The organism is Allobosea sp. Root670, from assembly GCF_001429415.1.
Lineage (GTDB): Bacteria > Pseudomonadota > Alphaproteobacteria > Rhizobiales > Beijerinckiaceae > Allobosea > Allobosea robiniae.
In genome coordinates this window covers 58959-84948 of sequence record NZ_LMJU01000003.1, presented here as the reverse complement: position 1 = coordinate 84948, position 25990 = coordinate 58959, and the positions used below count along the sequence as shown (strand labels likewise).

At 66.7% G+C, this 25990-nt stretch carries 24 protein-coding genes; 12 read left to right on the top strand and 12 right to left on the bottom strand.

Features of this window, described 5'->3' with window-relative positions; all coding sequences use genetic code 11:
- Nucleotides 1-74: 74 nt before the first annotated feature.
- The gene (locus ASE61_RS07235; RefSeq protein ID WP_061966216.1) at nt 75-1400 is read right to left on the bottom strand and encodes an MFS transporter; all 1326 of its coding nucleotides are present in this window, start codon (nt 1398-1400) and stop codon (nt 75-77) included.
- 183 nt (nt 1401-1583) lie between these two features.
- Between ASE61_RS07235 and cyoA the strand changes: the two genes are divergently transcribed.
- Genes cyoA through ASE61_RS07210 form a run of 5 tightly spaced genes read left to right on the top strand, consistent with a single transcriptional unit; the run spans nt 1584 to nt 6457 of the window.
- On the top strand, nt 1584-2666 hold the full coding sequence (gene cyoA, locus ASE61_RS07230) for a ubiquinol oxidase subunit II (protein ID WP_156407006.1): 1083 nt from the start codon (nt 1584-1586) through the stop codon (nt 2664-2666).
- 11 nt (nt 2667-2677) lie between these two features.
- Nucleotides 2678-4678, top strand: a complete 2001-nt coding sequence (gene cyoB / locus ASE61_RS07225; protein WP_061966214.1) for a cytochrome o ubiquinol oxidase subunit I — start codon at nt 2678-2680, stop codon at nt 4676-4678.
- Nucleotides 4679-4687: 9 nt separating this feature from the next.
- A complete protein-coding gene (gene cyoC / locus ASE61_RS07220) occupies nt 4688-5320 on the top strand; it encodes a cytochrome o ubiquinol oxidase subunit III (RefSeq protein WP_061966279.1) in 633 nt (210 codons plus the stop codon).
- Nucleotides 5317-5700, top strand: a complete 384-nt coding sequence (cyoD, locus tag ASE61_RS07215; RefSeq protein ID WP_061966211.1) for a cytochrome o ubiquinol oxidase subunit IV — start codon at nt 5317-5319, stop codon at nt 5698-5700. Before cyoC ends, cyoD begins: the two co-directional genes overlap by 4 nt.
- 10 nt (nt 5701-5710) lie before the next feature.
- Nucleotides 5711-6457 (top strand): SURF1 family protein, encoded by a 747-nt coding sequence (locus ASE61_RS07210; RefSeq protein ID WP_061966210.1) that lies wholly within the window; start codon nt 5711-5713, stop codon nt 6455-6457.
- A 7-nt stretch (nt 6458-6464) separates the two neighbouring features.
- Here ASE61_RS07210 and ASE61_RS07205 read toward each other — a convergent pair whose 3' ends face one another.
- The 7 genes from ASE61_RS07205 to ASE61_RS07175 form a co-directional block, all read right to left on the bottom strand.
- Nucleotides 6465-7466 carry a 4-hydroxyproline epimerase gene (locus ASE61_RS07205; RefSeq protein ID WP_061966207.1) on the bottom strand — a complete coding sequence of 334 codons (1002 nt, stop codon included), beginning with the start codon at nt 7464-7466 and terminating at the stop codon, nt 6465-6467.
- A 10-nt stretch (nt 7467-7476) separates the two neighbouring features.
- A complete protein-coding gene (locus ASE61_RS07200; RefSeq protein WP_061966205.1) occupies nt 7477-8718 on the bottom strand; it encodes an NAD(P)/FAD-dependent oxidoreductase in 1242 nt (413 codons plus the stop codon).
- A 123-nt stretch (nt 8719-8841) separates the two neighbouring features.
- A complete protein-coding gene (locus ASE61_RS07195) occupies nt 8842-9801 on the bottom strand; it encodes a dihydrodipicolinate synthase family protein (protein ID WP_061966203.1) in 960 nt (319 codons plus the stop codon).
- 117 nt (nt 9802-9918) lie between these two features.
- Nucleotides 9919-10629: a GntR family transcriptional regulator gene (locus ASE61_RS07190; protein WP_061966201.1), complete on the bottom strand. Its 711-nt coding sequence runs from the start codon at nt 10627-10629 to the stop codon at nt 9919-9921.
- 155 nt (nt 10630-10784) lie between these two features.
- Nucleotides 10785-11561 (bottom strand): transporter substrate-binding domain-containing protein, encoded by a 777-nt coding sequence (locus ASE61_RS07185; protein ID WP_082617273.1) that lies wholly within the window; start codon nt 11559-11561, stop codon nt 10785-10787.
- 206 nt (nt 11562-11767) lie between these two features.
- Entirely contained in the window at nt 11768-12949 is a 1182-nt protein-coding gene (locus tag ASE61_RS07180) for an OmpA family protein (protein WP_244492750.1), read from the bottom strand.
- Nucleotides 12950-12999: 50 nt separating this feature from the next.
- Nucleotides 13000-14445 carry a caspase family protein gene (locus ASE61_RS07175; protein ID WP_061966200.1) on the bottom strand — a complete coding sequence of 482 codons (1446 nt, stop codon included), beginning with the start codon at nt 14443-14445 and terminating at the stop codon, nt 13000-13002.
- Between the two features lie 167 nt (nt 14446-14612).
- On the opposite strand from ASE61_RS07175, the gene ASE61_RS27055 reads away from it, so the two are divergent.
- The 4 genes from ASE61_RS27055 (at nt 14613) to ASE61_RS07150 (ending at nt 18904) form a co-directional block, all read left to right on the top strand.
- Nucleotides 14613-15869, top strand: coding sequence for a DUF4399 domain-containing protein (locus ASE61_RS27055; RefSeq protein ID WP_082617272.1), 1257 nt, complete (start codon nt 14613-14615; stop codon nt 15867-15869).
- On the top strand, nt 15869-16312 hold the full coding sequence (locus ASE61_RS07160; RefSeq protein ID WP_061966199.1) for a DUF4399 domain-containing protein: 444 nt from the start codon (nt 15869-15871) through the stop codon (nt 16310-16312). Before ASE61_RS27055 ends, ASE61_RS07160 begins: the two co-directional genes overlap by 1 nt.
- 20 nt (nt 16313-16332) lie before the next feature.
- Complete coding sequence (locus ASE61_RS07155) at nt 16333-18042, top strand: SUMF1/EgtB/PvdO family nonheme iron enzyme (protein WP_061966198.1); 1710 nt, start codon at nt 16333-16335, stop codon at nt 18040-18042.
- A 112-nt stretch (nt 18043-18154) separates the two neighbouring features.
- Complete coding sequence (locus ASE61_RS07150) at nt 18155-18904, top strand: SDR family NAD(P)-dependent oxidoreductase (protein ID WP_061966197.1); 750 nt, start codon at nt 18155-18157, stop codon at nt 18902-18904.
- Between the two features lie 6 nt (nt 18905-18910).
- Here the strand turns inward: ASE61_RS07150 and ASE61_RS07145 are convergent, their stop codons facing one another.
- The 4 genes from ASE61_RS07145 to ASE61_RS07130 are packed head-to-tail and all read right to left on the bottom strand — an operon-like array spanning nt 18911 to nt 23063.
- The gene (locus ASE61_RS07145; RefSeq protein WP_061966195.1) at nt 18911-19663 is read right to left on the bottom strand and encodes an SDR family NAD(P)-dependent oxidoreductase; all 753 of its coding nucleotides are present in this window, start codon (nt 19661-19663) and stop codon (nt 18911-18913) included.
- Nucleotides 19663-20952, bottom strand: coding sequence for an ABC transporter substrate-binding protein (locus ASE61_RS07140; RefSeq protein WP_061966193.1), 1290 nt, complete (start codon nt 20950-20952; stop codon nt 19663-19665). The genes ASE61_RS07145 and ASE61_RS07140 overlap by 1 nt, the downstream gene beginning before the upstream one ends.
- Before the next feature lie 52 nt (nt 20953-21004).
- Nucleotides 21005-22300, bottom strand: a complete 1296-nt coding sequence (locus tag ASE61_RS07135; RefSeq protein WP_061966191.1) for an ABC transporter substrate-binding protein — start codon at nt 22298-22300, stop codon at nt 21005-21007.
- Entirely contained in the window at nt 22272-23063 is a 792-nt protein-coding gene (locus ASE61_RS07130) for a FadR/GntR family transcriptional regulator (RefSeq protein WP_061966190.1), read from the bottom strand. The genes ASE61_RS07135 and ASE61_RS07130 overlap by 29 nt, the downstream gene beginning before the upstream one ends.
- A gap of 110 nt (nt 23064-23173) precedes the next feature.
- On the opposite strand from ASE61_RS07130, the gene ASE61_RS07125 reads away from it, so the two are divergent.
- The 3 genes from ASE61_RS07125 to ASE61_RS07115 are packed head-to-tail and all read left to right on the top strand — an operon-like array spanning nt 23174 to nt 25990.
- Nucleotides 23174-24298 carry a mandelate racemase/muconate lactonizing enzyme family protein gene (locus ASE61_RS07125; RefSeq protein WP_061966188.1) on the top strand — a complete coding sequence of 375 codons (1125 nt, stop codon included), beginning with the start codon at nt 23174-23176 and terminating at the stop codon, nt 24296-24298.
- Nucleotides 24298-25170 carry a carbohydrate ABC transporter permease gene (locus ASE61_RS07120; protein WP_061966186.1) on the top strand — a complete coding sequence of 291 codons (873 nt, stop codon included), beginning with the start codon at nt 24298-24300 and terminating at the stop codon, nt 25168-25170. Before ASE61_RS07125 ends, ASE61_RS07120 begins: the two co-directional genes overlap by 1 nt.
- Nucleotides 25163-25990, top strand: coding sequence for a carbohydrate ABC transporter permease (locus ASE61_RS07115; RefSeq protein WP_061966184.1), 828 nt, complete (start codon nt 25163-25165; stop codon nt 25988-25990). The genes ASE61_RS07120 and ASE61_RS07115 overlap by 8 nt, the downstream gene beginning before the upstream one ends.

The following is a 25990-nucleotide window of genomic DNA, read 5'->3' as shown; positions in this document are numbered from 1 at the left end:
AATTCCCGTCGTCGAGGCGGATGACGCGGCGCCACCGCTTCCTGTACCGGCAGGGGGCCGGGACGGAGAATGCCTTAGCCGTAGCGCCCTTCCAGTCGCCGGTCGATCCACAGGGCCGCCAGCGTGCAGAGCGCGCCGGAGAGCAGGTAGAGGCCGACCCAGGCAAGGCCGAAGCTGCTCGACAGGGTCAGCGCGACCAGCGGGGCGAAACCGGCGCCGATCAGCCAGGCGAAGTCGGAGGTCAGGGCCGCGCCGGTGTAGCGGTATTGCGCCTTGAAGCTGGACGCGACCGCGCCGGCCGTCTGGCCATAGGCGAGGCCGAGCAGGCCGAAGCCGATGATCACGTAGATCGTCTGGCCGGCAAGGCTGTCGCCGAAGAGCAGCGGAGCGACGATGCTCGACAGGCTGAACAGCGCGATCATCCCGCCCGAGAGCAGCAGCGTGTTGCGGCGCCCGATCTGGTCGGCGATCAGGCCGGAGGTGACGATCGCGCCTGCGCCGACCACGCCGCCGGCGGCCTGTACCAGCAGGAACTCGGAGACGGAGCGGTCGGTGAAGAGATTGATCCAGCTCACCGGGAAGATGGTGACGAGGTGGAAGAGCGCGAAGCTCGCCAGCGGCACGAAGGCGCCGACGATGAGGGTGCGGCCGTGGATGCGGATGAGCTCGAATACCGGGACCGGCATCAGCTCACGGGTTTGCATCAGCTGGGCGAATTCCTGGGTCGCGACCATGCGCAGGCGGGCGAAGAGCGCGACGACGTTGATCGTCAGCGCGACGAAGAAGGGATAGCGCCAGCCCCAGCCGAGGAAATCCTGCTTCGAGAGCGCACCCTCGAAATAGGCGAAGAGCCCGGCCGCGAGGATGAAGCCGAAGGGCGCTCCGAGCTGCGGCAGCATCGCATACCAGCCGCGGCGGTTGGGCGGGGCATTGAGCGCAAGCAGCGAGGACAGCCCGTCCCAGGCGCCGCCGAGCGCGATGCCCTGCAGGAGTCGGAAGCCCGCGAGGATGACGATCGACCAGATGCCGAGCGTCGCATAGCCCGGCAGGAAGGCGACGCCCGCCGTTGAGCCGCCGAGCAGGAAGAGGGCGGCGGTGAGCTTGGTCGCGCGGCCGTAACGGCGGTCGATGGCGAAGAACAGCACCGAGCCGATCGGGCGGGTGACGAAAGCCAGCGCAAAGATGCCGAAGGAATAGATCGTGCCTGTCAGGCGGTCGGCGAAGGGGAAGACCAGCTCGGGGAAAACCAGCACGCAGCCGAGGCCGAAGACGAAGAAATCGAAATATTCCGAGGTCCGGCCGATGATGACGCCGAGCGCGATATCGGCCGGCGACACGTGGTCGCGGCCATGTTCGTCCGCCGGATGTCTCGTTGAATGGTTCGCCGCGTCAGCGCTCATGACCGCGAATTCCTCGTTGGGAGGCGAGCCGGCCGAACCGGACTTGCCCGCACCTCGTACAAATGGATACGGTGGATAGAAGCCACCCGTCAAACCATCGCAATGAGACAGATTGTCTTATGTGCGGTGCGAAAGAATGGGAATAGAGAACGGCAGTCCCGGATGAGGGAGGTCTCGAGTCTCTTGCGGATCTTTCGTTTTTTAGCGGTCCTGCCGCTCTTCGCGCTGCTCGGCGGCTGCCAGATGGTGCTGCTCGGTCCGTCCGGCGATGTTGCGTTGCAACAACGCAACCTGCTGCTCGCCTCGACCGGGCTGATGCTGCTGATCATCGTGCCGGTGATGGCGCTGACGATCTTCTTCGCCTGGCGCTACCGCGCCTCGGCCAAGGCCAGCTACGATCCGGAGTGGAACCATTCGCTGCCGCTGGAGGTGGTGATCTGGTCGGTGCCACTGCTGATCATCATCGTCATCGGCGCCATGACCTGGATGGGCACGCATCTGCTCGACCCTTACCGCCCGCTCGACCGCATCAGCGCCGGCAAGCCGGCAGTCGAGGCGAAGGCCGGCGGAAACGGGACCCGCAAGGAGCCGCTCGTCATCGAGGTCGTCGCGCTCGACTGGAAATGGCTGTTCCTCTACCCGGCGCAAGGCATCGCCTCGCTCAACGAGGTGGTGGCGCCGGTCGACCAGCCGATCGAGTTCCGCATCACCTCGTCCTCGGTGATGAACTCGCTCTTCATTCCCGCCCTGGCCGGCCAGATCTACGCGATGCCGGGTATGCAGACGAAGCTCAACGCCGTGATCAACCATGCCGGCGAGTTCGAGGGCTTCTCGGCCAATTATAGCGGCGCCGGCTTCTCCGACATGCGCTTCCGCTTCCGCGGTGTCGACGACAAGGCTTTCGGCGACTGGGTGCAGGGTGCGATCCGCACCGGCAGCACGCTGGGGCGCGAGGAGTATCTCGTGCTGGAGAAGCCGAGCGAGCGCGAGGCGGTTCGCTATTTCCGCGACATTCCGTCTGACCTATTCAGCGCCATCCTCAACATGTGCGTCGACCGGGCCAAGATGTGCACGCGCGACATGATGGCGCTGGACGCCAAGGGCGGTGGCGGCAAGGAGGGCATCCATATCGTCGCGCAGCTCGAATACGACAAGAGCGTGCGCCGGGGCGGGCAGCCGATGCCGCCGCGTCCGTTCGTGACGGCGATCTGCACGCCGACCGATGTCTACGGCACCGCGGGCGTCACCGCGCGCGTCGCCAACTGAGGCTGGGAACGATGACCTCCTATCCCGACTGGTGGAAGCTGATCTTCGGGCGCTTCACCTTTGAGGCGATCCCCTATCACGAGCCGATCCTGATCGGGACCTTCGCCGCGGTCGCGCTCGGCGGCCTCGCGCTCGTCACGCTGGTCACTCGGCTCAAGCTCTGGGGCTATCTCTGGCATGAGTGGTTCACCAGCGTCGACCACAAGAAGATCGGGATCATGTACATGATCCTCGGCGTGATCATGCTGCTGCGCGGCTTCGCCGACGCGCTGATGATGCGCGGCCAGCAGGCGATCGCGTTTGCCGGCAACGAGGGTTACCTGCCGCCGCATCATTACGACCAGATCTTCACGGCGCATGGCGTGATCATGATCTTCTTCGTGGCGATGCCCTTCGTCACCGGCCTGATGAACTATGTCGTGCCGCTGCAGATCGGCGCGCGCGACGTCGCCTTCCCCTTCCTCAACAATTTCTCGTTCTGGATGACGGTGAGCGGCGCCGTGCTGGTGATGATGTCGCTGTTCATCGGCGAATTCGCCAAGGTCGGCTGGCTCGCCTATCCGCCGCTTTCGGGGGCCGCCTACTCGCCCGGGGTGGGCATGGACTACTACCTATGGGCCCTGCAGATCGCAGGCGTGGGTACGACATTGTCCGGCGTCAACCTGATCGCGACCATCGTGAAGATGCGGGCGCCCGGCATGGAGATGATGCGGATGCCGGTCTTCACCTGGACCGCGCTCTGCACCAACGTCCTGATCGTCGCGACCTTCCCGATCCTGGCGGCGACGCTCGCGCTGCTGACCCTCGACCGCTATGTCGGCACCAATTTCTTCACGAACGATCTCGGCGGCAACCCGATGATGTACGTGAACCTGATCTGGATCTGGGGCCACCCGGAGGTCTACATCCTGATCCTGCCGATCTTCGGCGTCTATTCCGAGGTGGCCTCGACCTTCTGCGGCAAGCGCCTCTTCGGTTATGCCTCGATGGTCTATGCGACGGTGGTCATCACCATCCTGTCCTATCTCGTCTGGCTGCACCATTTCTTCACGATGGGCTCGGGCGCCAGCGTGAACTCCTTCTTCGGCATCACGACGATGATCATCTCGATCCCGACGGGGGCGAAGATCTTCAACTGGCTGTTCACGATGTATCGCGGCCGCATCCGCTTCGAGCTGCCGATGATGTGGCTTCTCGCCTTCATGCTGACCTTCGTCATCGGCGGCATGACCGGCGTGATGCTGGCGGTGCCGCCGGCCGATTTCGTGCTGCATAACAGCCTGTTCCTGATCGCCCATTTCCACAACGTCATCATCGGCGGCGTGGTCTTCGGCGTCTTCGCCGGCATCGCCTACTGGTTCCCCAAGGCCTTCGGCTTCAAGCTCGACCGGTTCTGGGGCCTGCTCTCGTTCTGGTTCTGGGTGATCGGCTTCTACGTCGCCTTCATGCCGCTCTATGTGCTCGGCCTGATGGGCGTGACGCGACGGCTCAGCCGCTTCGAGGACCCGTCGCTGCAGATCTGGTTCGTCGTCGCGGCGATGGGCGCAGTGCTGATCGCACTGGGCATCCTCTGCTTCATCATCCAGATCGCCGTCAGCATCCTCCGCCGCGAGCAATTGCGCGACACGACGGGCGACCCATGGGACGGGCGCACGCTGGAATGGTCGACCTCCTCGCCGCCGCCGGCCTACAATTTCGCGTTCACGCCGATCGTGCATGATCTCGATGCCTGGGCCGACATGAAGAAGCGCGGCTATAGCCGTCCGCTCGGCGGCTTCAAGCCGATCCACATGCCACGGAACACCGGCGCCGGTGTGATCATCGCCGGGCTTGCGACAATCTGCGGATTCGCCTTGATCTGGTACATCTGGTGGCTGGCGGCGCTGACCTTTATCGGCGTGGTCGCGACCGCGATCATCCACAGCTTCAACTACGACCGCGACTTCCATATCCCCGCCGACGATGTCGTGCGGGAAGAGGACGCGCGAAGCCGACAGCTCGGACGGGCCTGAGGGGCGATGATGGCCAAGGCGAAAGCACAGGCTCAAGCCGCGAGCGTGCCGGCATTCTACGTCACCGGGGACGATCACGCCCATTCCGGCGGCTCGACCATGCTCGGCTTCTGGCTCTATCTGATGAGCGACTGCCTGATCTTCGCAGTCCTCTTCGCGACCTATGGCGTGCTGGGCCGGAACTACGCGGCCGGGCCTTCCGGCGCCGATCTGTTCGACCTCAGGCTGGTCGCGGTCAACACCGCCATGCTGCTGTTCTCATCGATCACCTATGGCTTTGCCATGCTGGCGATGGACAAGGGCAAGCAGGCGCTGATGCAGCGCTGGCTCGTCGTCACCGGGCTGTTCGGCCTCGCCTTCCTGGCGATCGAGCTCTACGAGTTCGCGCATCTCATCCGCGAGGGCGCGACGCCGATGCGCAGCGCCTTCCTCTCCTCCTTCTTCACGCTGGTGGGCACGCACGGCCTGCACGTTACCTTCGGCCTGATCTGGTTGACGGTGCTGATGGTGCAGGTCTCGAAGCGCGGGCTGATCGAGGCCAATCGCCGGCGCCTGCTGTGCCTCTCGATGTTCTGGCACTTCCTCGACGTCATCTGGATCGGCGTCTTCACCTTCGTCTACCTGATGGGCGTGCTGAAATGAGCGGTTCCCAAAGCCACGTCGAACCGCACGCCGAACCGCATGATGCCCACGGTGCCGATCACGCACCGCATGGCAGCTTGCGCGGCTATGTCACCGGCTTCCTGCTCTCGGTCGTCCTGACCGCGATCCCGTTCTGGCTCGTCATGAACGACATGCTCGGGAATGCGACGCTGACGGCGATCGTGATCATGGCTTTCGCCGCCGCGCAGATCGTCGTCCACATGGTCTATTTCCTGCACATGAACGGCCGCTCGGAGGGAGGCTGGAACATGATGGGGCTGATCTTCACCCTCGTCATCGTGGCGATCGTGCTCGCCGGCTCGCTCTGGGTGATGTTCCACCTCAACAGCAACATGATGCCGGACATGCACCGGATGTAAGGTCCGTACGATGCCGGTCGATGCAGGCGGGCGGGCACGCCGTGGCTTTGCCCGGTTCGTTTTCGCCGCGGCGCTTTGCCTGTTCACGCTCATCTTCGCAGGCCTCGGCACCTGGCAGGTCGAGCGCCGAAGCTGGAAGCTCGGCCTGATCGCCCGCGTCGAGGCGCGGATTCATGCTGCCCCGGTCGCAGCGCCGGGGCCGGCGGCGTGGAGCGAGATCGATGCGGCCTCCGACGAGTATCGTCGCGTTGTCCTGCAGGGCCGCTATCTCGATGCGCCGGAGACGCTGACCATGGCCGTGACCGAGCGCGGGCCGGGCTTCTGGGTCATGGCACCGTTCCGCAGCGATACCGGCTTCACCGTGCTGATCAATCGCGGCTTCGTGCCGGAGGATCGGCGCGGGGTGGATGAGCGCCGTGCGGCGGGGAGCGGGGACACGAAGGTCGCCGGCCTATTGCGTTTGAGCGAACCCGGCGGCGGCTTTCTGCGCAGCAACGATCCTGCGGCCGGCCGCTGGTATTCGCGCGATGTCGCCGCGATCGCCTCGGCGCGCGGCTTAAACGAGGTCGCGCCCTATTTCGTCGATGCCGATGCGGCGACCGAGCCCGGCCCGTTGCCGCAGGGCGGCATGACCCAGGTCAGTTTCCGCAACACGCATCTGATCTATGCGCTGACCTGGTTCTGCCTCGCGCTGATGAGCGGCGGGGCCGCGATCTTCCTGATCCGCCGAGGATCGGACGAGCCGTCCGCAAGCTGAAGCGGCCTCAGGTGACGACGAAGCCGTGGGCGAAGGGGTCGCGGTCGTCGATGAAGATGGTGTTGTAGCCGGTCATCCGGGCCCAGCCGGCGATGGAAGGGATGATCGCCGGGCGGTTGGCCACGGTCGTCGCCGCCTCGACGCGGCCCTTGAACAGCGAGCCGATGATCGATTCATGGATGAACTCGTCGCCGACCGCGAGCTTGCCCTTGGCGGCGAGCTGCGCCATTCGGGCCGAGGTGCCAGTGCCGCAGGGCGAGCGGTCGATCGCCTTGTCGCCGTAGAACACGGCGTTGCGGGCATGGGCCTCCGGCTTCGTCGCCTTGCCGGTCCACTGGATATGGCTGAGCCCCTGGATCTCGGGATGCTCGGGATGGACGAATTCGTATTTCTTGTTCAGCGCGGCGCGCAGCTTGGGCGACCAGCCGACCAGTTCGCCGGCGGTATGGTCGGCCATGTCCCGGAAGTTCTTCTGGGGCTCGACGATCGCGTAGAAATTACCGCCATAGGCGACGTCGACGACGATCTCGCCGAGGCCCTCGACCTCCGCCGTCAGGCCTTCCGCATAGAGGAAGCCCGGCACATTGGTCAGGCGGACCTCCTCGACGAAGCGGCCCTCCTGGCGGTAGCTGATATCGACCTTGCCGGCGGGAGCCTCGATCGAGAGCTTGCCCGGCTCGCGCGGGGTGATCAGCCCGTTCTCGATGCCCATGGTGATCGTGCCGATGGTGCCGTGGCCGCACATCGGCAGGCAGCCCGAGGTCTCGATGAAGAGCACGGCTACGTCGCAATCAGGGCGGGTCGGCGGATAGAGGATCGAGCCCGACATCATGTCGTGGCCGCGCGGCTCGAACATCAGGCCGGTGCGAATCCAGTCGAATTCGCGCAGGAAATGGGCGCGCTTCTCCAGCATGTTGGCGCCTTCGAGGCGCGGGCCACCGCCGGAGACGAGGCGCACGGGATTGCCGCAGGTGTGGCCGTCGATGCAGGAGAAGGTGTGGCTGGCCATGGTCCGACTCTCAGAAACGCTGCGGTGAGAAGGAAGCGATGTCGATGGCGGGCGGCCGATCCGTCAAGAGGTCGGCGACCAGCCGCGCGGTGCCGGCCGATTGCGTCAGGCCGAGATGGCCATGGCCGAAAGCGTAGACGACGCGTGGCGTGACGCGGGCCCGGCCGATCGCCGGCAGGCTGTCCGGCAGGGAGGGGCGGAAGCCCATCCATTGCACGCCGTCATCGGGCTTGAGGCCGGGCAGGAAGGCGCGGGCCTTGGCCAGCATCGCCTCCGAGCGGCGGAAATTCGGGGCTAAGTCGAGCCCGCCGAGCTCGACGGCGCCACCGACGCGGATGCCGATCGACAACCGGCTGACGACGAAGCCATGGCCGCCGAAGGTGACCTGTGTCCGCAGGTCGAAGGCATCGGGCGGCAGCGTGGTGTTGTAGCCGCGCTCGGTTTCAAGCGGGATGCGCTCGCCCAGGCTCTTGGCGATGCGGTGGGAGAAGGCGCCGGCCGCGAGCACGACCTGCTTCGCCTGCCGCGTCTGGCCGCCGCGGGGCACGATCGTGACGCCGCCGTCGGAAGGCGCGAGGCTCTCGACCTCCAGCCGCTCGATCGTGCCGCCGCGGGCGCGGAAGTGGTCCGCCAGCGCGACCGTATAGCCCTGCGGGTCGGCGATCGAATACCAGCCGGGGGTGAAAGTGCCGTGGGTGAAGCGCGGGGCGAGGCCGGGCTGAATCTCGGCCATGCCGGCGGCGTCGAGATGCCGGAAGGCGATGCCGTGCTCCTCGCGGGCCTGCCAGCCTGGCAGGGAAGCCTCAAGCTCGGCCTTGCTTTCATAGACCTGGAGATTGCCGTCCTTGCGCAGCATGGCGAAAGTGCCGGTCTCCTGCAGAAAAGGCTCCAGCTCCGCCTTGGACAGGTCCATCAGCGCGGTCTGCGCCGCCGTGGAATGCGCGACGCGTGCGGGCGAGCAGGCCCGCCAGAAGCGGAACATCCAGGGCGCGATCTTGAGCGCATAAGCTGGCGGCACCGAGAGAGGTCCGAGCGGATCCAGGAGCCATTTCGGCGCCTTGCGCAGGATACCCGGCGAGGCCAGCGGCAGGATGTCGGTGAAGGCGAAGGCACCGGCATTTCCGGCCGAGGCGCCCGCCGCCGGCCCGGTTTTGTCCAGCACTGTGACCGTCAGGCCGCGCCCCTGCGCTGCGATCGCAGCGGAGAGGCCGACCACGCCGGCGCCTATGACGATGACATCGAGATTGGCCATCAGCGGGTGCGTTTCGCGAATGCGGGTCCGGTTCTCGGCCCGGATGCGGCAGGCGATCCGGGAGGCCCAGCATGGATTGTGGCGATGCGCGGCGGAAGGGCTTCCGCCGCGCGGGGGCGTTGATCAGGCCGCCTGCTTGCGGGCGACGTTCGCCTTAGACCAGTCGGCATACCAGGCGTCGAACAGCTTGAGCTGGGCCTCGGCATAGCCGCGCTGGCTGTCGCTGAGCGCATCGGTCTCGTTGAAGTGCAGGGCGTATTCCGCGTCGCCCTTCAGCACCATCATGTGCTTGAAGAACAGGACGAGGTCCGGGCCCGCATCGAAGGAGGAGAGCACGGCCAGCGCCTGCTCCAGCTCCTGCGCCTGGCGGCGCGCCGTGGCATCGCCTGCGGCCGCGGCGACCGAGAGCTGGCAGAGATGCAGCACTTCCTGCGGCAGGACGTTGCCGATGCCGGTGATCGCGCCGGTCGCGCCGCAATTGACGTAGCCATGGACGACGGTGGTGTCGATGCCGATCATCAGCGAGACGCCGTCGTCGCGGCTGGTGATGTTCTCGGCCGCATAGCGCATTTCGTCGGCGCCGCCGAATTCCTTGAAGCCGACGAGGTTCGGATGCTCGGCGCGCAGCGCAAAGAACAGGTCGGCGCGGGTGGCGAAGCCGTAATAGGGGCTGTTGTAGATTACCGCGGGCAGGTCCGGAGCGGCGGTCAGGATCGCCTTGAAATGCGCCTTCTGGGCGGCGATGACCGAGCCGCGCGAGAGGACACGCGGGATCACCATCAGGCCCTTGGCGCCGACCTTCTGGGCATGGGCGGCATGGGCGACGGCAGAGGCGGTGTTGACCGCGCCGGTGCCGACGATGACCGGGATGCCGGCCTTCACCAGACGCTCGACGCCTTCCATGCGCTGGGCATCGGTCAGCAGGGGCCAGTCGCCCATCGAGCCGCAATAGACCACGGCGGACATGCCGCCGGCGACCAGCTCCTTGGCCTTGCGCACCAGCCCGTCGAAATCGGGCGTGCGGTCCGCCTTGCAGGGGGTCATCAGCGCGGGGATCACGCCGGAGAAAATCTGGGCCTTCATCTCGCTCTCCTTCTGGCTGCCGTTCTTGCGGAGAGCCCGACACCCCGGCGGCGCGCTCTTCTCGGGCTCATTATAGGATTTTGCATATTCTTTGTCGACAATGATTACGCAAGAAACTCAAAGTGCGATGTCGAGCCTGTCCTCGCCGATCATGAGCTTCTGAATCTGGCGGACGATCTGTTCCGCATGAGCCTTCCCCAGGCGCTCCGCCAGAGCCGTGTCGCGGGCCACGATCGCGGCGACGATGGTCTCGTGCTCGTCGACGAATTGCTGCGGCAGCCGGTCGTCATAGGATTGGTAGTAGAGCCGCAGGAAGCGCCGGCCCTCGTCGAGGAGGCGGCTGAACAGGCTGTTGAAATAGGGGTTGCGCCCGGCTTCCGCGATCGCGGCATGGAAGGCGGCGTTGGTCGCGATCATCGCCAGCGCATCCTGCGCCTTCACTGCGGCGGCGAATTCCGCCTGCCGCGCGCGGATTGCTTCCAGATCCTCCGGCCGGCGGTTCTGGGCGGCGAGCTGGGTCGTCACCCGGTACATCAGAGTCAGCGCGTCGAAGAAGGGCGACATGTTCAAGAAGTCGAGATTGGCCACCATGGTCGAGCGGTTCGGCAGCGTGTCGATCAGCCCTTCACCGGCCAGCCGCACCAGTGCCTCGCGGATCGGCGTGCGCGACATCTGGAAGCGCTCGGCGAGCTGGACCTCGTCGATCGGGCAGCCGGGTTGGAGGACCAGATCGAGGATTTCATCGCGCAGCAGATCGTAGACGAATTTCACGCCGGAGCCGCGTTTGCGCTCCGGGGCGGGGATTGCCTTGGTCTTGGTGGCGGTCATGGAAAACCCTCTTGTCGACAAGAGGGATACGGATTGTACGGCGATCGATCAATCGGAGCCCGGCACTTTCCCGGGGCTGCCCTCCGCTCAATTCTGGTTGAACGGGGTGGCGTCGTGAACCTCCGTCACCTCGACAAGGCCGGTGAGCTGCCGGTCTAGCTGCCGGGAGGCGGCTCCGCGACAGAGAGGCCGGTGACGCCATGCTTCGCGATCAGCCGCCCGACGACCCCGCTCTCGATGGCGGCGATGACGAAGCTCCTGAGATAGTCGAGGGCGATGCCGGAGGCCTTGGGGGTGCCCAGCGCCTGCTGGACCGCCATGAAGCGGCCGGCGAGCATGCGCGAGCCCGGCAGCGTCTTCTCGTCCTCGATCAGCTTCGGCCTCAGACCGGCGAGAGCATCGAGCTTCCGGTCGACAAAATGCTGGTATGCGCCGTCGAAACCTTCTCCGGTGATGAGCTCGGCCTCTCGGATGTTCCGTTCGAGCCAGAGGCCATAGGCCGTGCGCGCGGCGACTGCGATGCGCCGCCCCTTCCGGTCGACCTCCGCCACGGATTGCAGGGGCGAGCCTGCGGGTACCAGATAGGTCGCCTCGATCTCGGTATAAGCAGGGGTGAAGTCGATGACCGCGGCGCGCTGCGGCTCGGCCCCGACCAGCGCGACATCCCATTCGTCGCGCTCGGCCGCATCCGCGAGCGGGCCCGGCGATGGATAGGTGACGTATTGGAGTGGCAGGCCGAGGCATTCGGCGAGGATCGCTGCCATGTCCGGCGAAACGCCGGCCGGGCCGCCATCGGCCGTGCGGCTGGAAACCAGCAGGAAGTTCGACAGGTTGATGCCCGCCCGCAGCACGCCATGGCGCGAGAGCGCCTGGCGAACAGCTTCGGGTGGCGCCCCGATGACTGCGCCGATGCGTTTGGCTTCCTCGGTCATCGTCAGGCCGTCCGCAGAGTCTGCGCGCTGAAGCGCGTCGTGCCGGTCTTGTGGCCGAAATCGGAGGGGCGCGATGTGGGGCGGGTCAGCACGGTGTCGATCGCAGGAAAGCTTGCGCGAGGGCGTGCAGCTTCCGCTTTTCCGCGCGCCGCCGCAACAGCGCCCCCGCCGAATCGAAAGGGGGCAGTGCCGTCGATCGCTTCGCGTCAGCAGCCGATCACCTTGAACTCGACGCGGCGGTCGAGCGCGTCGCTGGCGTCGTCCTTGCCGGTCCCGACGAGGTTTTCCTTGAAGCCGCGGCCGGTCGCGATCATGCGTCCGCGATTGTCGGGCGCGCCGGTCAGCAGCAGGTCCATGACGAACTGTGCCCTGAGCGCCGAGAGCCGGTCGTTCACCTGCGGCAGGCCTGTATGCGAGGTATGGCCGACGATCTCCAGGCAGGCGCCCTTCTGGCGCGAGCGCGTCGCGATCTGGCTCAGCCACATCGGATAGGGCTCGGTGATCTGGCGATCATCGATGAACTGCGTCGTTCCGGGCTTGAACAGCAGCTTCACCATCAATCGGTCCGTGCCGAGGCCATAATCGATCAGGTCGCCGAAGGCATCGATCATGTCCTCGCGCCGGGCGAGCTTGCTGGCGGCGAGATAGGTCCCGATCCTGACGCGGTGCTGCTCGCCGCCCGGCAGCCTGCGCGCCGTCCGGTAGAAGGCGAGCGCCTCGCGGAAATGCTGGGTCTCATAGGCGAGGATGCCGTCATTGATCAGCGCATTGGCGGTGAGTTTCTCGACATAGCCGGGATCGATCGGGTCCCCGAGCTTCGTGCCCTGGCAGGTCTTGATATAGGCGTCCGTCGCCTGATCCTTCGCCCAGAGCGGCGAGTCCCGGTAATAGGGCGTCGGCGTTGTATCGACGCCTTCGGTGCGGGCGCGCGTGACGCCCTTGGAGACGATGCTGTTGGATTTGAGATCGGCCAGCGTCAGGCAGATCCGGTAGGCGTCGCGTGGGCCGTCCGCCACGCCCTGGTTGTTCACGGCGGTGAAGGTGCCGACCAGCACCACCGGCTTGCTTGCCAGGGCTTCGCTGTCGAAGGGCAGGACGGTGAAACGCGGGTAGTTCGTCCGCACGAGCTCCATCAGGGTCGCCTGCATCGAGCGCGTCGCGGTCGATTGCGCGCCCGAGGCCGCGTCGATCAGCGGGTCGATCACCAGCTCGATCCTGTCGCCGGAGACGGCCGCCTTCGTGAAGAGATCGTCGGCCGCCTTGCGCAGCGCCTCGGCGAAGGGCGTAGGGGTTGGCGGTGGCGGCGCGGTCTGGGCGCCGGCCGATAGGTTGCCCCCCAGTAAAGCCAGGGCGATCATGACGGTCTTGAAGCGGACAAAGCCTGCCATGCCTCACCTCTCCGGCTTTGGCCGGGCTTTCCCGCCGCGGCCACCCTGCATCAGCGGCATTGCCGCAATTGTTCGCGCCCCGCCGGCGTGAGATCGCCAAGCTGCGCGCGCATCAACAGTTCGGCGCATTCGCCGGAGGCTCGCCCGCGCGGTGCGGCGTCCGACGGGCGCAGTGCGGCACCCGGCAGGGCGATGGGCTGCGTCGATCGGTTCGGCGACAGCGAGCCGGATACACCGAGCCGGGCCGCCATGGCCTGCTCGACATTCCTGCGTTCCTCGGCGAGGCGCTGCTTTTCCGTCTCGATCGCAGCGAGCTCCGATTCCCGGCGGGCGAGTTCGTCGGCGAGGCGCGCGCGCTCCGCCTTGTCCTGCGTGCGCGACGCGGGTGGGGCAGGGGCGATGGCGACAGGCGCGGAGCCCGGAGCCGGCACGGGCGGCGGGACGTCGACCGCGTCGCCGATATCCTTGCGGGCGAGATCGTCGGCGGCCTGCCGCCGCCCCTGTTCCGCCCGTTCGAGGCGCTGGAGCAGGGCGCGCTCGCGCTCGGCGAATTCGCGTATGAGTTTCTCACGATCGCTCGAGACCAAGGAGCGGCGTTCGAGCAGGTCGAGCCGCGTACGCGCGTCGATGACGAAGAAACTCTGCGGATAGCGCTGGATGAAGGCCTGCAAGGCGGTGGTGTCGTCGCTGGCGCGGATCCGGCGCCAGACATCGGCATCGGTCTCTTCTCGGTTGAGATAGAAATCGCCGAGCAGGGAGAGCGAGAGTTCCGGCGTCTGCTTGCCGGCGGTCGTGTCGTAGACGCTCTTCTGGACGCGGCGGAACAGCGCGGCGACTTCCAGGCCGGGCTGGTCGATCTCGCGCACCAAAGCGGCGGTGAAGGGGCTGTTGCGGCCGGCCCCGTCGGCGGCGACATCGTTGGCCTGCGTGGCATAGGCGATGACCATGCCCTGTGCGCGCTGGACCGGGGCGAGGCCTGAGCCGACGGAGAAGCCGCGGGTCGCCTGCCGCTTGGCGAGCAAGCCGACGAACGGGTTGTTGCGACAGGCGTCGAGCACCATGATCTTGACGCCCTTTGCGTAATTCAGCGCAGTGACGACATCGTTGAGCCGGGTCGTCTCGTACTGGACGCCGACCTCGTCCTCGATCTTGGCCTCTACGGGCACGAGATAGTTCTCGCCGTTGAACTGGAAGCCGTGCCCGGCGAAATAGAACATCGCGGCGTCGGCATCCTGCGCCAGCCGGGCGAAGCGCGTCAGCACCGCATCCATGCCGCGCTTGTCGAGATCGATGCCGTCGACCACCTCGAAGCCGACCTTGCGCAGGGCGGTGACCATGTCGCGCGCGTCGTTCACGGTATTCGGCAGCGCCGGCGCATTGCGATAGCTGGAATTGCCGATGACGAGCGCCACGCGGCGTTCGGGCGGCGTCTCGGCCAGGGCAAGGCCGGACCAGAGCATGAGGAGCAGGCCGCAGAGTCTGGCGACGAGGGTCATGGGTGCATCCTGGAGGCTGCTCGCAGCCTCTACGTCATGCTAATGCATGATCCCGGCCATCTCCAGAACAAAGCATAGTTCTCATCGAAACCGGACGGCGTTTTGCTTGAAGGCTGCAATCGTCGCTGATAGCCTTCGGCCTATCTTCTCGCGAAAGGAAGACGCTGATGCTACGCCTCGCGCCGGCGCTTCTGCTGTTGGGGTTGGCCGTGGCGCTCCCATTCGCGGGCGCATCGGCGCAGGATCGCGCCCGGCAGCGCAGCCCGGCCCCTGCAGCCGCCCGTCTTTCCTTCGTCGGTCTCGCCGACAAGGCGCAGGTTCCCGCCAAGCTCACGGTGCGGTTCGCGATCTCAGGCATGGAGGTCGTGCCGGCCGGGCAGGCGATGCGCAATGCCGGGCATCACCACCTGCTGATCGATACCGAATTGCCGCCGCTCGACCAGCCGATCCCCAGCGACTTCAATCATATCCATTTCGGTGGCGGCCAGACCGAGGCCGAGATTGCACTCACGCCTGGCAAGCACACGCTGCAACTGCTCTTCGCCGACCACAATCATGTGCCGCATGATCCGCCGGTGGTGTCGGAGCGCATCACGGTCGAGGTCTCGGCGGCGCCTGAGAAACCACGCTCAGTCGCGGCGCCCGGCGCCCGTGTCTTCTTCATCGATCTGCAGGACGGCGCGACGATCCCCAGCCGCGCCAAGATCCGTTTCGGGGCGGAAGGCATATCGGTGACGCCGGCCGGAACCACCAGCCAGAATGGCGGGCACCATCATCTCCTCGTCGATACCGAACTGCCGGCGCTGGACCGCGAGATTCCCAGCGACTTCAACCATCTGCATTTCGGGCGCGGGCAAACCGAGGTCGAACTCTCGCTGCCGCCCGGCGAACACACGCTGCAATTGCTGATGGGCGATCACGAGCATGTGCCACATGATCCGCCGGTGGTGTCCCCGCGCATCCGGGTCCGCGTCGTCGGCGACGCGCAGGCTTCGGTCGCTGCGCCTCCACCGCCGCATGCCCATGGCCCCGGCCGCGCCCGCACGGCGTCGCCCAACGATGCCGCGGTCTATTTCGTCTATCCCAGGGATGGCGACCGGATCTATCCGACCTCGACGATCCGCTTCGGCCTGCGCAACATGGGCGTGGCGCCGGCCGGCGTCGCCAAGCCGAATACCGGCCATCACCATCTGCTGGTCGACGCCGGGCCGCCCTCGTTCGACGAGCCGATCCCGGCCGATCTCAACCATATCCATCTCGGCGGCGGCCAGACCGAATACAAGCTGACGCTGCCGAACGGGCGGCACACGCTGCAGCTCCTGCTCGCCGACGAGAACCATCTGCCGCACGACCCGCCGGTGATCTCGGAGCGCATCACGGTGATCGTGGCGCCGGGTGGTCCGCATGCGAGGAGGCGCAGGTGATGTCGGGAATCCGCATCGCAGCCGCCGGCCTTGTCGCGCTGATGGCCTGGCAGGGGCTCGTTTCAGAAGTCGCGGCGCAGACCGCCACGCGCCAGCCGGCTCCGCCGGGCGCGCAAGTCTATTTCCACTATCCGATCGATGGCTTGAGCGTTCCCGAGCGCTTCACCGTGCGGATCGGCCTGCGCGGCATGGGCGTTGCGCCGGCAGGCGTCAATCACGCCCGAACCGGGCATCATCATCTGCTGATCGACACCGATCCCGGCCCGCCGGACCAGCCGATCCCGTCCGACTACAACAACATCCATCTCGGCAACGGGCAGACGGAAGTGGTGGTGACGCTGCCCAAGGGCCGGCACACGCTACAATTGCTGCTCGGCGACTACAATCATACGCCGCATAATCCGCCCGTGATGTCGCCGAAGATCACGGTCAATGTCCGCTAGCTAAGGGATATCGTCTGCCGATGGCTTGGTTGCGCGTTCTGGCCACTGCGATCGTGCTGCAGGGATTGTCGGGTCTGCCCGGCTTTGCCCAGCAGCCGGGCGAGCCTGCGCGCGTCGCCCTCGTCATTGCTAACGAGGCCTATCCGGAGGCGCCGATCGCCGGCACCGCCCAACTGGGCCGCGCCGTCGCCGAGACCTTGAGCGCCGGCGGCTTCGATGTCGTCGCCGTCGAGAATGCCGACCGCAATGCCTTGCGGCAGGCGATCGCCGGCTTTGCCAGCAAGCTCCGGCGCGGCGCGCAGGTCGTCGTCTTCTACAGCGGCCACGCGATCCAGCAGCGGAACCGCAATTTCCTGGTCTCGACGCAGAACGGCGCTGAAGGGGCGGTCGATCTCGACGAGATCATCGATCCGCTGATCGTCGCCCGGCCGGCGAGCGCCCTGGTGTTTCTGAATGCCGGCCGCGACAATCCCTGGCAGGGCAAGGCGAAGGGGCTGCTCCCGCTCGAGCCGATGGAAGGCATCGCCGTGCTGTTCCCGACGGCGCCCAGCAAGACTCTGCCGGGCGGCCCCGACCGCGCGGTCGCCGCCTGGCTGAAGGCGATCCGGACGCCGGGGCTGGACATGACGCAGGCGCTGAAGCAGGTGCGGGACACGGTTTCGCGCGAAACCCGGCGAAGCCAGCAGATCTGGCTCTCGGCGGAGCCATCCAAAGGGCTCGTGGTCACGCCGGTCACCCGGCCGGTCGCCGTCGCGCAGGGCAGCCGCGCCGTCATTCCGCCGCCCCAGACACCGGGCGCGACCCAGGACTCGGCCTATGATCTCGCCTTCTGGGAATCGATCCGCAACAGCCGCAGCGCCGCCGAGTACCGTGCCTATCTCGATGCCTATCCGAACGGGCGGTTCGCCTCGCTCGCCCGCACGCGCGAGCAGGAATATCGGGCCGGCCCGACTGCGCCTGCTGCCCCTGCCGCCGTTGCTGCAGTGGCGACGCCGCCAGCCGCTTCCCAGCCGGTCGCCGGCGCACCGCAGCGCGATTGCGCGGGCTGTCCCGAACTGGTCGCGATCCCCGCAGGCAGCTTCCAGATGGGCTCGAACGATCTCTACGAATTCGAGAAGCCGGTGCATCCGGTGACTATCCGCGGCTTCCTGCTCGGGGTGCGGGAGGTGACGTTCGAGGAATGGGATCTCTGCATCGACCAGGGTGGCTGCAACTACCGGCCTGACGATCGCGGGCTCGGCCGCGGCAAGCGACCGGTCACCGACATCCACTGGAACGATGCCAATGCCTATCTCGCCTGGCTCTCGGCCCGGAGCGGAAAACCCTATCGCCTGCCGACCGAGAGCGAATGGGAATACGCCGCGCGCGCCGGTACCACGACGACCTATCCCTGGGGCCAGGCCCTGGTGAAGAACCGCGCGAACTGCCTCGGCTGCAACGACCAGAAGCGCGGCAGCGCCGTTGCGGCCGGCCAGTTCCCCGCCAATGCCTTCGGTCTCTACGACATGGCCGGCAATGCCGCCGAATGGGTCGCCGATTGCTGGAGCGAGAATTATCGCAGCGCGCCCCGCGACGGCAGCGCCTATACGGTCGGGGGTTGCCGCGAGCGGGTGTTGCGCGGCGGCTCGTTCAACAACGATCCGCGCTATCTGCGGTCCGCTGCGCGCTTCAAATACGAAGCCGACGTGCGCTTCTACACCAATGGTTTTCGCGTCGCGCGGGACCGATAGACCCGGTGCTCCTCCCTGAATCGCAGGGGCGGCATGCGTGCCGCCTGCCTTGAAGCGCGTGCCTTTCCGCCGGCAATACAGACCGGGAATCAATCAGGAAGGGGAGGCCCGCATGGCCAAGGAATTCACCGGCAAGCGCGTGATCGTGATGGGCGGCAGCCGCGGCATCGGCCGTTCGATCGCGCTCGGCTTCGCCGCGGGCGGGGCGGCGGTCTCGATCTGCGCACGCAGTGCCGGGCCGCTCGAAGCGACGCGCCAGGAGATCGCGGCGCTGGGCGTCGCCGCCCATGCGGCGACCGTCGATCTTGCCGATGCCGGCCAGATCGAGGCCTATGTGCCTGAGGCCGTGAAGGCGCTGGGCGGGCTCGACATCCTCGTCAACAATGCGTCGGGCTTCGGCCAGAGCGATGACGAGGACGGCTGGGCGGCCTCGCTCAGCGTCGACATGATGGCCGTGGTGCGCGGCAGCCATGCAGCCATCCCGCATCTCCAGCCGGGCTCGTCGATCGTGAACATCTCGTCGATCTCGGCCCTGCGGGCCTCGGCGCGCTCGGCGCCCTATGGCGCGATCAAGGCTGCGGTGATGCATTACACCGGCAGCCAGGCCAAGATGCTGGCGCGCAAGGGCATCCGGGTGAACTGCGTCGCGCCGGGCTCGATCGAGTTTCCCGGCGGCTCATGGGAAAACCGCAAGACCTCCAATCCCGAGCTCTACAATGCGACTCTGGCGAACATTCCCTTCGGGCGGATGGGCAGGCCTGAGGAGATCGCCGAGGTCGTGCTGTTCCTCGCCTCGGCCAAGGCGAGCTGGGTCACCGGCCAGAGCATCGTCGTCGATGGCGGGCAGCTCGTCGGGCCCTGAGCCCGGTCAGAGCCGCAAGCCGCCATCCACGGCGATTTCGGCGCCGTTGATATAGCTGCCCTCGGGTGAGCAGAGCAGCAGCGCGATGCCCGCACAATCCTCGGGGCTGCCGATCCGGCCCAAGGGGATGCGGGCGAGGACCTGCTGCTCCCGTCCGGGCTGGGCCAGCACGGCGCGGTTGCGGTCCGTCAGGATGGCGCCGGGCTTGACGATGTTGAAGGTGACGTCCGGCGCCTGCGTGGTGCGGGCGAGGTTCAGGATCATGTTGGTCTGCGCGGCCTTGGTGGCGGCGTAGTAGAGATGGGTCGGATTGGGGCGCGCTTCCTGCACGCTGCCGATCGCGATCACCCGGCCGAAGCCGCGCGTCAGCATCCCCGGCAGGAAAGCCTGCAACAGCCTGACCGTAGCGTGGAGATTGATCTGCGTCTGGGCGGCCATTGCGGTTTCCGAGACCGCGTCCCAGGTCTCCAGCATCTCGACTGAGGCGCAGAGCACGAGGATATCGGGCTCGCTCCCCTTTGCCATGAGCTGCCCTGCCATCGTCGCGGGGGCGGCCGGCTCGGCGAGGTCGGCGATCAGGGCCGTGGCCGCGTGGTTTTGCGCTCGCAGGTCGGCGACCGCCGCGTCGGCGGCGGCGGCGTCCCGGTCATGGATGATGGCATGCGCGCCGGCATCCGCGAGGCGTGTCGCGATCGCCAGCCCAATGCCGCGCGCCGCGCCGGTGACGAGCGCGACACGCCCCGAAAGCGGGCCTGTCATCAGCCGAGCAATGGTTTCACGCGCGCGGTTGCGTCGTCCATCGCCTGCTGCGCCGGCTTGCGGCCGAGCACGGCGGCCTGTGTTTCCTCGATGAAGATGTCGTGGGCGCGGGCCTGCTCGTCGAAGGCTGGCAGGTGGATGCGCGAAGCCTTGAGCGCGGCGGCCTCGTCGGCGGCATAGGGCATCGCGGCTTTCAGCTTCTCGTCGGCATAGGTCGAGATTCGGACCGGACCGTTGCCGTTCAACGCCATGGCGGTCGTGCCGACCTTCGAGGACAGGGAGCGAATGAACTCCCAGCTCAGCGGCTTCTGCCTGGCGTTCTTCGGGATCATCAGCGCCCAGAACTCGGTCGTCGGGGCGAAGGCGACCTTGCCGACGAGATCGGCGGCCATCGGCGGCAGCAGCGATTTGAACCGCCCGCCATACTTGCCCTTGGACGGGTCATTATAGGTCACCAGCCTGGCGAAGGGGTTGATCGTCATCGCCGCCCGGCCCTGCTGCATCCAGGTGGTGATCTCCTCGTTGTTCACCGTCGCGAAATTCCGCGGCAGCACGCCAGCCTTGTAGAAATCGGCGAGCAGGGCGAGCGTCTTCACCATCGGCGGCTCGGCCGCGACGATCTTGCCGTCGGTCGTCATGTAGTCGCCGCCGAGGCAGCGGGCGAGCGTCAGGAAGTTCGAGGCGAAGACGGCGGTGAAGGCGAGGCCATAGATCTGTGTGCCGTCCTCGCGCTTGAAGGTGAGCTTGCGGGCCAGCTCCGCCAGCTCCTCGAATGTCGTCGGCAATTTGGTGACGCCGCGCTCTTCCAGCAGGGCTTCGTTGTAGATCAGCGCGTTGGTCGCGTGGCGCACCGGGATGCCGTGCAGCGCATCGCCGACCTTGAGCGGGGCGAGCAGGCCCGGCGCGAAATCGTCGAAGGCCTCGATCGGCGCCTGCTTCATCAGCGCGTCGAGCGGCTCGAAGAGCTGGAGATTGCGCGGCACCGCGCGGCCATTGACGAGATAGGCGACATCGATCGAGGTCTCCGAGAGTGAGGCCTCGCGCAGCAGCCGCTCATGAACCGCGTTGACATCGCCGAACGTGACCCAGTTCACATTGGCGTCGTTCGCCTTGCGGAAGGCTTCGGTGGCGTCGCCGCCGGGACCGGTCGTCGCGGCATTCTGGTGGACGCGGTGACCGAGCGCGGTCAGCGTCTTCGCCTGGGCGAAGGCGGCGCGCGGGAGAAGCGCCGCGGCGGCTGCGGCGCCGGCGAGTGCACCGAACCGGCGGCGCGAGATGCGGGATGTCATCGATTGTCCTCCGGTGCTCGTTTTCGGGCGTGGTGCGCCGCTTTCTCGATCGTCAGGCCGGCAGCAGCGGCTGTACGCGCTTGACCAGCGAGGCCATCGCCTCTTCCGGCGTCTTCATGCCGAGCACGGCGGCTTCGGCTTCTTCCTTGAACAGATCGCCGGCACGGGCGGCCTCGTCGAAGGCCGGCATCGGGACGCGCGCGACCTTGAGCACCTTCAATTCCTCGGCGGCGTAAGGCACGGACCCGGCGAAGCCCTGATCGGCATAGGTCGAGGCGCGGACCGGGCCGTTGCCGTTGAGGGCGGCCTTCAGCGTCGCCTCCTTGGAGATCATTGCCTTGATGAAGCTCCAGGCGAGGTCCTTGCGCTTGGCGTTCTTCGGGATGACCATGCCCCAGAACTCGACCTTGGCCGGGGCTGCAGCGTATTTGCCGGCGAGCGTCTTCGAGGCGGGCACCGCGATCGTCTTGATCTTGCCGGGGAATTTCGACTTCTGCGGGTCGTTGTAGATGCGGTTGCGGCCCATGCTCTGCAGGCTCATCGCGGCGCGGCCCTGCTGCATCCAGACATTGACGTCTTCGGGCGAGAGCGTCGCGAAATTGCGCGGGAAGGCGTTGGCCTGGAAAAGCTCGCGCAAGGTGCGGATCGCGTTCAGCATCGGCGGCTGGTCGGCGACGCATTTGAAGTCCGGCGTGATGAAATCGCCGTCCCAGGCGCGGGCGAGATCGATCACGTTGGGATAGGTCGCGCCCGGCGTGCACAACCCGACGACCTGCGTGCCATCGGCGCGGCGATAGCTGCAGGCCTTGGCGATCTCGATCATCTCCTCGATCGTCGCGGGCGGCTTGGAGAAGCCCTTCTCGGCCAGAATCTCCTCGTTGTAGTGCAGGCCGGAGGAGGCGTGGCGGAACGGGATCGCGAGCTGCTTGCCACCGACCTTCATGCCCTCGATCAGGCCGGGGAAGATATCGGCGATGTCCTCGACCGGGTCCTTCTTCAGGTAGTCGTCGAGCGGCTCGAACAGTGTCGCGGCGCGGGGCACGACCTGCGTGTTGACGACGAAACCGACATCGACGGAGGTCTCGCCGAGGCTCGCCTCGCGGAACAGGCGCTCCTGCAGCGGCCCGGTGTCGAAGGTCGTCCACTGGACGGTGACGCCGTTCTTCTGCGCCCAGTCCTTGGTGATGTCGCCGCCCTGCGCGCCGGTCGCGACCGTCTGCATGACGCGATGGGTGAAGACGTTGAAAGGCCCGCTCTGCGCCTGCGCCGTGTGGCCCAGCCCGGCGAAGCTCAGTCCGAGGATACCGGCGCCGAACTGCCTACGGTCGAGTGTCGCCCCTTGACTCATGATGATCCTCCCTATGGCTCGCGAGTTCCGCGATGGCGGCTTCTGCCGCTTCGAAATGCTTGTTCATGGCGGCGGAAGCCGCGGCGGCATCGCCCGCGCGGATGGCGTCCACGACAAGGACATGGCGCTTGAACGTGCGCTGCCAGTCCTCGGGACCGCGCGCCTCGCGCGAGTTGAAAATCTCCATCACCTCGCGGATGACGGGGCGCAGGCCGCGGAGCTGGAAATCGAGCAGGCGGTTGCCAGAGGAGGCTGCGACCGCTTCGTGGAAATCGAGATCGGCCTCGATCCAGAGCGGCACATGACCCAGCGCATCCTCCATCCGGGCGAGGATGAGATCGAGCTTCTCGATATCCTCGTCCGTACGCCGTTCGGCGCTATGCGCCGCGATCGGCGGCTCCAGGATGCGGCGCAGTTCGACGGCTTCGGTCAGGCCGTTGGGACGGCCGCGCACGGCGAAACGATAGAACCGGTCGAGCGGCGCGGCATCGAGCGCCTGTACCCGCGTCGGCTTGCCCTGCTGGATATGGACGACGCCCATGGCCGCAAGCTGGCGGATGGCCTCGCGCGCGATCGGCTTGCTGACGCCGAAGGAGGCTGCGATGCGCGCTTCCGACGGCAGGAAATCGCCCGGCTTCAAACGGCCCTCATGGATCGCCTGCGTGATGCGCTGGATCACGGCATCGCCGAGGCGCATCGGCACGACATCGCCGCCCGCGAACGGGTCGTCGGCATCCAGCACGGAACGGGCGATATCGCTCATCAATTTCCTCCGGCGGGGATCATTGACAGATGCCGCGTTCCTTGGCAACTGTTCAACCTATCAGATAAGCAAGTGCCGTTCAGCCACGCGCCTCGGGAGGGCAACGCCGCATGTCGGCCAGCCGCATCGTCAAAATCGACGTCCATCCGCTGCGGGCGACGCTGCCCAAGGTCCAGCGGACCTCGCAGGGCGACTACCCGGCGATCGAGATCGTCGTCGTGGAGGTCGAGACCGAGGACGGCACGATCGGCTTCGGCGAGGGCCTGTGTCGGCGCGGCGCGGCCGGCTATGCGCGCTTCATTGAGGAGGCGCTGGTGCCCCGGCTGATCGGCCGCGATGCCGCCGACCGGCGCGCGCTCTGGAAGGCGATGCGGGCGGCGCTTTCGGGGCGGCCCGGCGGGCAGGTCGTCGAAGCCATCGCGGCCGTCGACATCGCGCTCTGGGACATCGCGGGGAAACAGGCGGGGCAGCCGATCCACAAGCTGCTCGGCGGCATGGGGCGCACGGAGGTCGCGGCTTATGCCTCCTCGATCAACTGGCTCGACGACGCGACGGTCGAGGCCGAGGTGGCGGCGGCGCTGAAGGCCGGCTTCAGGGAGATCAAGGTCAAGCTCGGCCACCCGCTGCGTGATGCCATCGCCCGCGCGAAGCTGATCCGCCGGCTCGCCGGTGACGAGATCGCGCTTTATGTCGATGCGAACTGGGCCTATGACGTCGACGACGCGATGATCGTCGGCCGCGCGCTGGCTGATCTCGGCTACGGCTTCTTCGAGGAGCCGATCGCGCCGCATGACCGTGAAGGCTATCGCCGCCTTGCGCAGCATCTGCCGATACGGCTTGCGGCCGGCGAGAGCGATTTCGTCGCGGGCGAGGCGCTGACCATGCTGCAGGACCGCTCGCTCGGGCTGATTCAGCCGGACGTGACACGCTCCGGCGGCATCACCGAGACCTGGCGCATCGCCGAGCTCGCTGCGACCTTCAACACGGCCTATGCGCCGCATGTCGGCTGGTCGGGCGCGATCTGCGTTGCCGCGAGCCTGCAGCTCGCCGCGGCGGCGGAGAGCTTCCGTACCTTCGAATGCATGGTCTACGAGAACCCGCTGCGCGACGCCTTCACGCAGCCGCTCGTCGGCGAGGGCTCGCAGCTCGTCGACGGCAAGCTCGCGATCCCACAGGGGCCGGGTCTTGGCATCGAGATCGACCGTGAGGCTCTGAAGCGCTTCAGGATCGCCTGATGAGCGCCCGTACGCCTTTCTCGGCGATCGCGCTCGTCACCCCGGTTCAGCTCATGATCGGCGGCATCATCTTCGTGCCGGCGCTCTATGTCTTCTGGCTGAGCCTCAACCAGTCCTCCTTCGGACAGGCGGCGACGTTCGTCGGCCTCGCCAATTACGCGAAGGTGCTGAGCGATCCGTATTTCTGGAAGGCGCTGCTCAACACCGTCATCGTCGTCGCCGTCGTGGTGCATGTCGAACTGCTGATCGGGCTCGGCATGGCCCTGTTCTTCGCCTCCGGCGTGCCGTTGCGCGCGCTGCTGCTCGCGATCGTGCTCGCGCCCTATGCCGTCAGCGAAGTCTCGGCGGTGGTTATGTGGCGCTACCTGTTCGAGCCCGATGTCGGGATGATGAGCCGGCTGCTGATGACGCTGGGCCTGCCGCCGATCGAATGGGCGGTGAACCCCAGCCATGGCCTCGCCATGGTCAGCCTGCTCTCGATCTGGCTGCACCTGCCGTTCTCGTTCATCATCCTCTACGCGGCGCGGCTTTCGATCCCCAGCGATCTCTATGAGGCCGCCTCGATCGACGGTGCCTCGGCCTGGACTTCGTTCCGCCGGATCACGCTGCCGCTGCTGATGCCGGCGCTGCTGATCGCCGCCCTGTTCCGCTACATCTTCGCCTTCCGGCTGTTCTCGGAGGTCTGGCTGATGACCGGCGGCGGGCCGGCGCGCTCGACCGAGGTGATGGCGGTCTATCTCTATCTCGAGGCTTTCCGCTACAACGCCTTCGGCTCTGCCGCCGCTACCGGCTGGCTGCTGGTGCTCGCCTCGCTCCTGCTCGCGCTGTTCTACCTGCGCCGGCTCTACAAGGAGATGTTCGCGCGTGCCTAAGCTGCTCCGCCATCTTCTGAAGCTCGTTGGCGTTCTCGCGGTCGTCGCCTGGTCGCTGGTGCCGATCGGGCTGATCGCGATGTCCTCGTTCAAGGCCGACCGCGACATCTTCTCGACCACCGGCACCTTCTCCTTCGCGCCGACACTGGCGAACTACCAGGCGCTGTGGAGCCGCTGGGGCGATTTCTTCTTCGGCCTGTGGAACAGCTTCCTCGTCACGGTCGGGGCGACCGTGCTGGCCGTCGGTGTCTCCCTGCTCGCCGGCTTCGCCTATTCGCGCTTCGCCTCGAAGGGCCTGCAGGCCTCGGCGTTCTTCCTGATCTTCATCCGCCTGATCCCGCCGATCGTGATCACGCTGCCGCTCTTCCCGGTGGTGAACTGGCTGGGCTTGAACGACACGCATTTCGTGCTGATCGTGCTCTACGCCACCTTCTTCGTCTCGCTGGGCACGGTGGTGATGCGCACTTTCATCGACCAGATCCCGCGCGAGCTCGACGAGGCCGCGATGATGGACGGCGCCTCGCAGTTCCAGATCATCATGCGCGTGATCCTGCCGATGGCGGCGCAGGGCATGCTCGCGGTCTCGGTCTTCGTCATCGTCTATGCCTGGAACGAGTTCCTCTTCGCCTTCATCTTCACGACGACCAAGGCCAAGACAGCGCCGCTGGTGATCTCCGAGATGATCGGCGCCGTCGAGGGCGTCGAATGGGGCGTGCTTTTTGCAGCCTCCACCGTGCAACTCGTGCCGGTGCTCGCCTTCGTCATCCTCATGCAGAAGCATCTCGTGGCGGGCCTCACCGCCGGCGCGGTGAAGGGATAA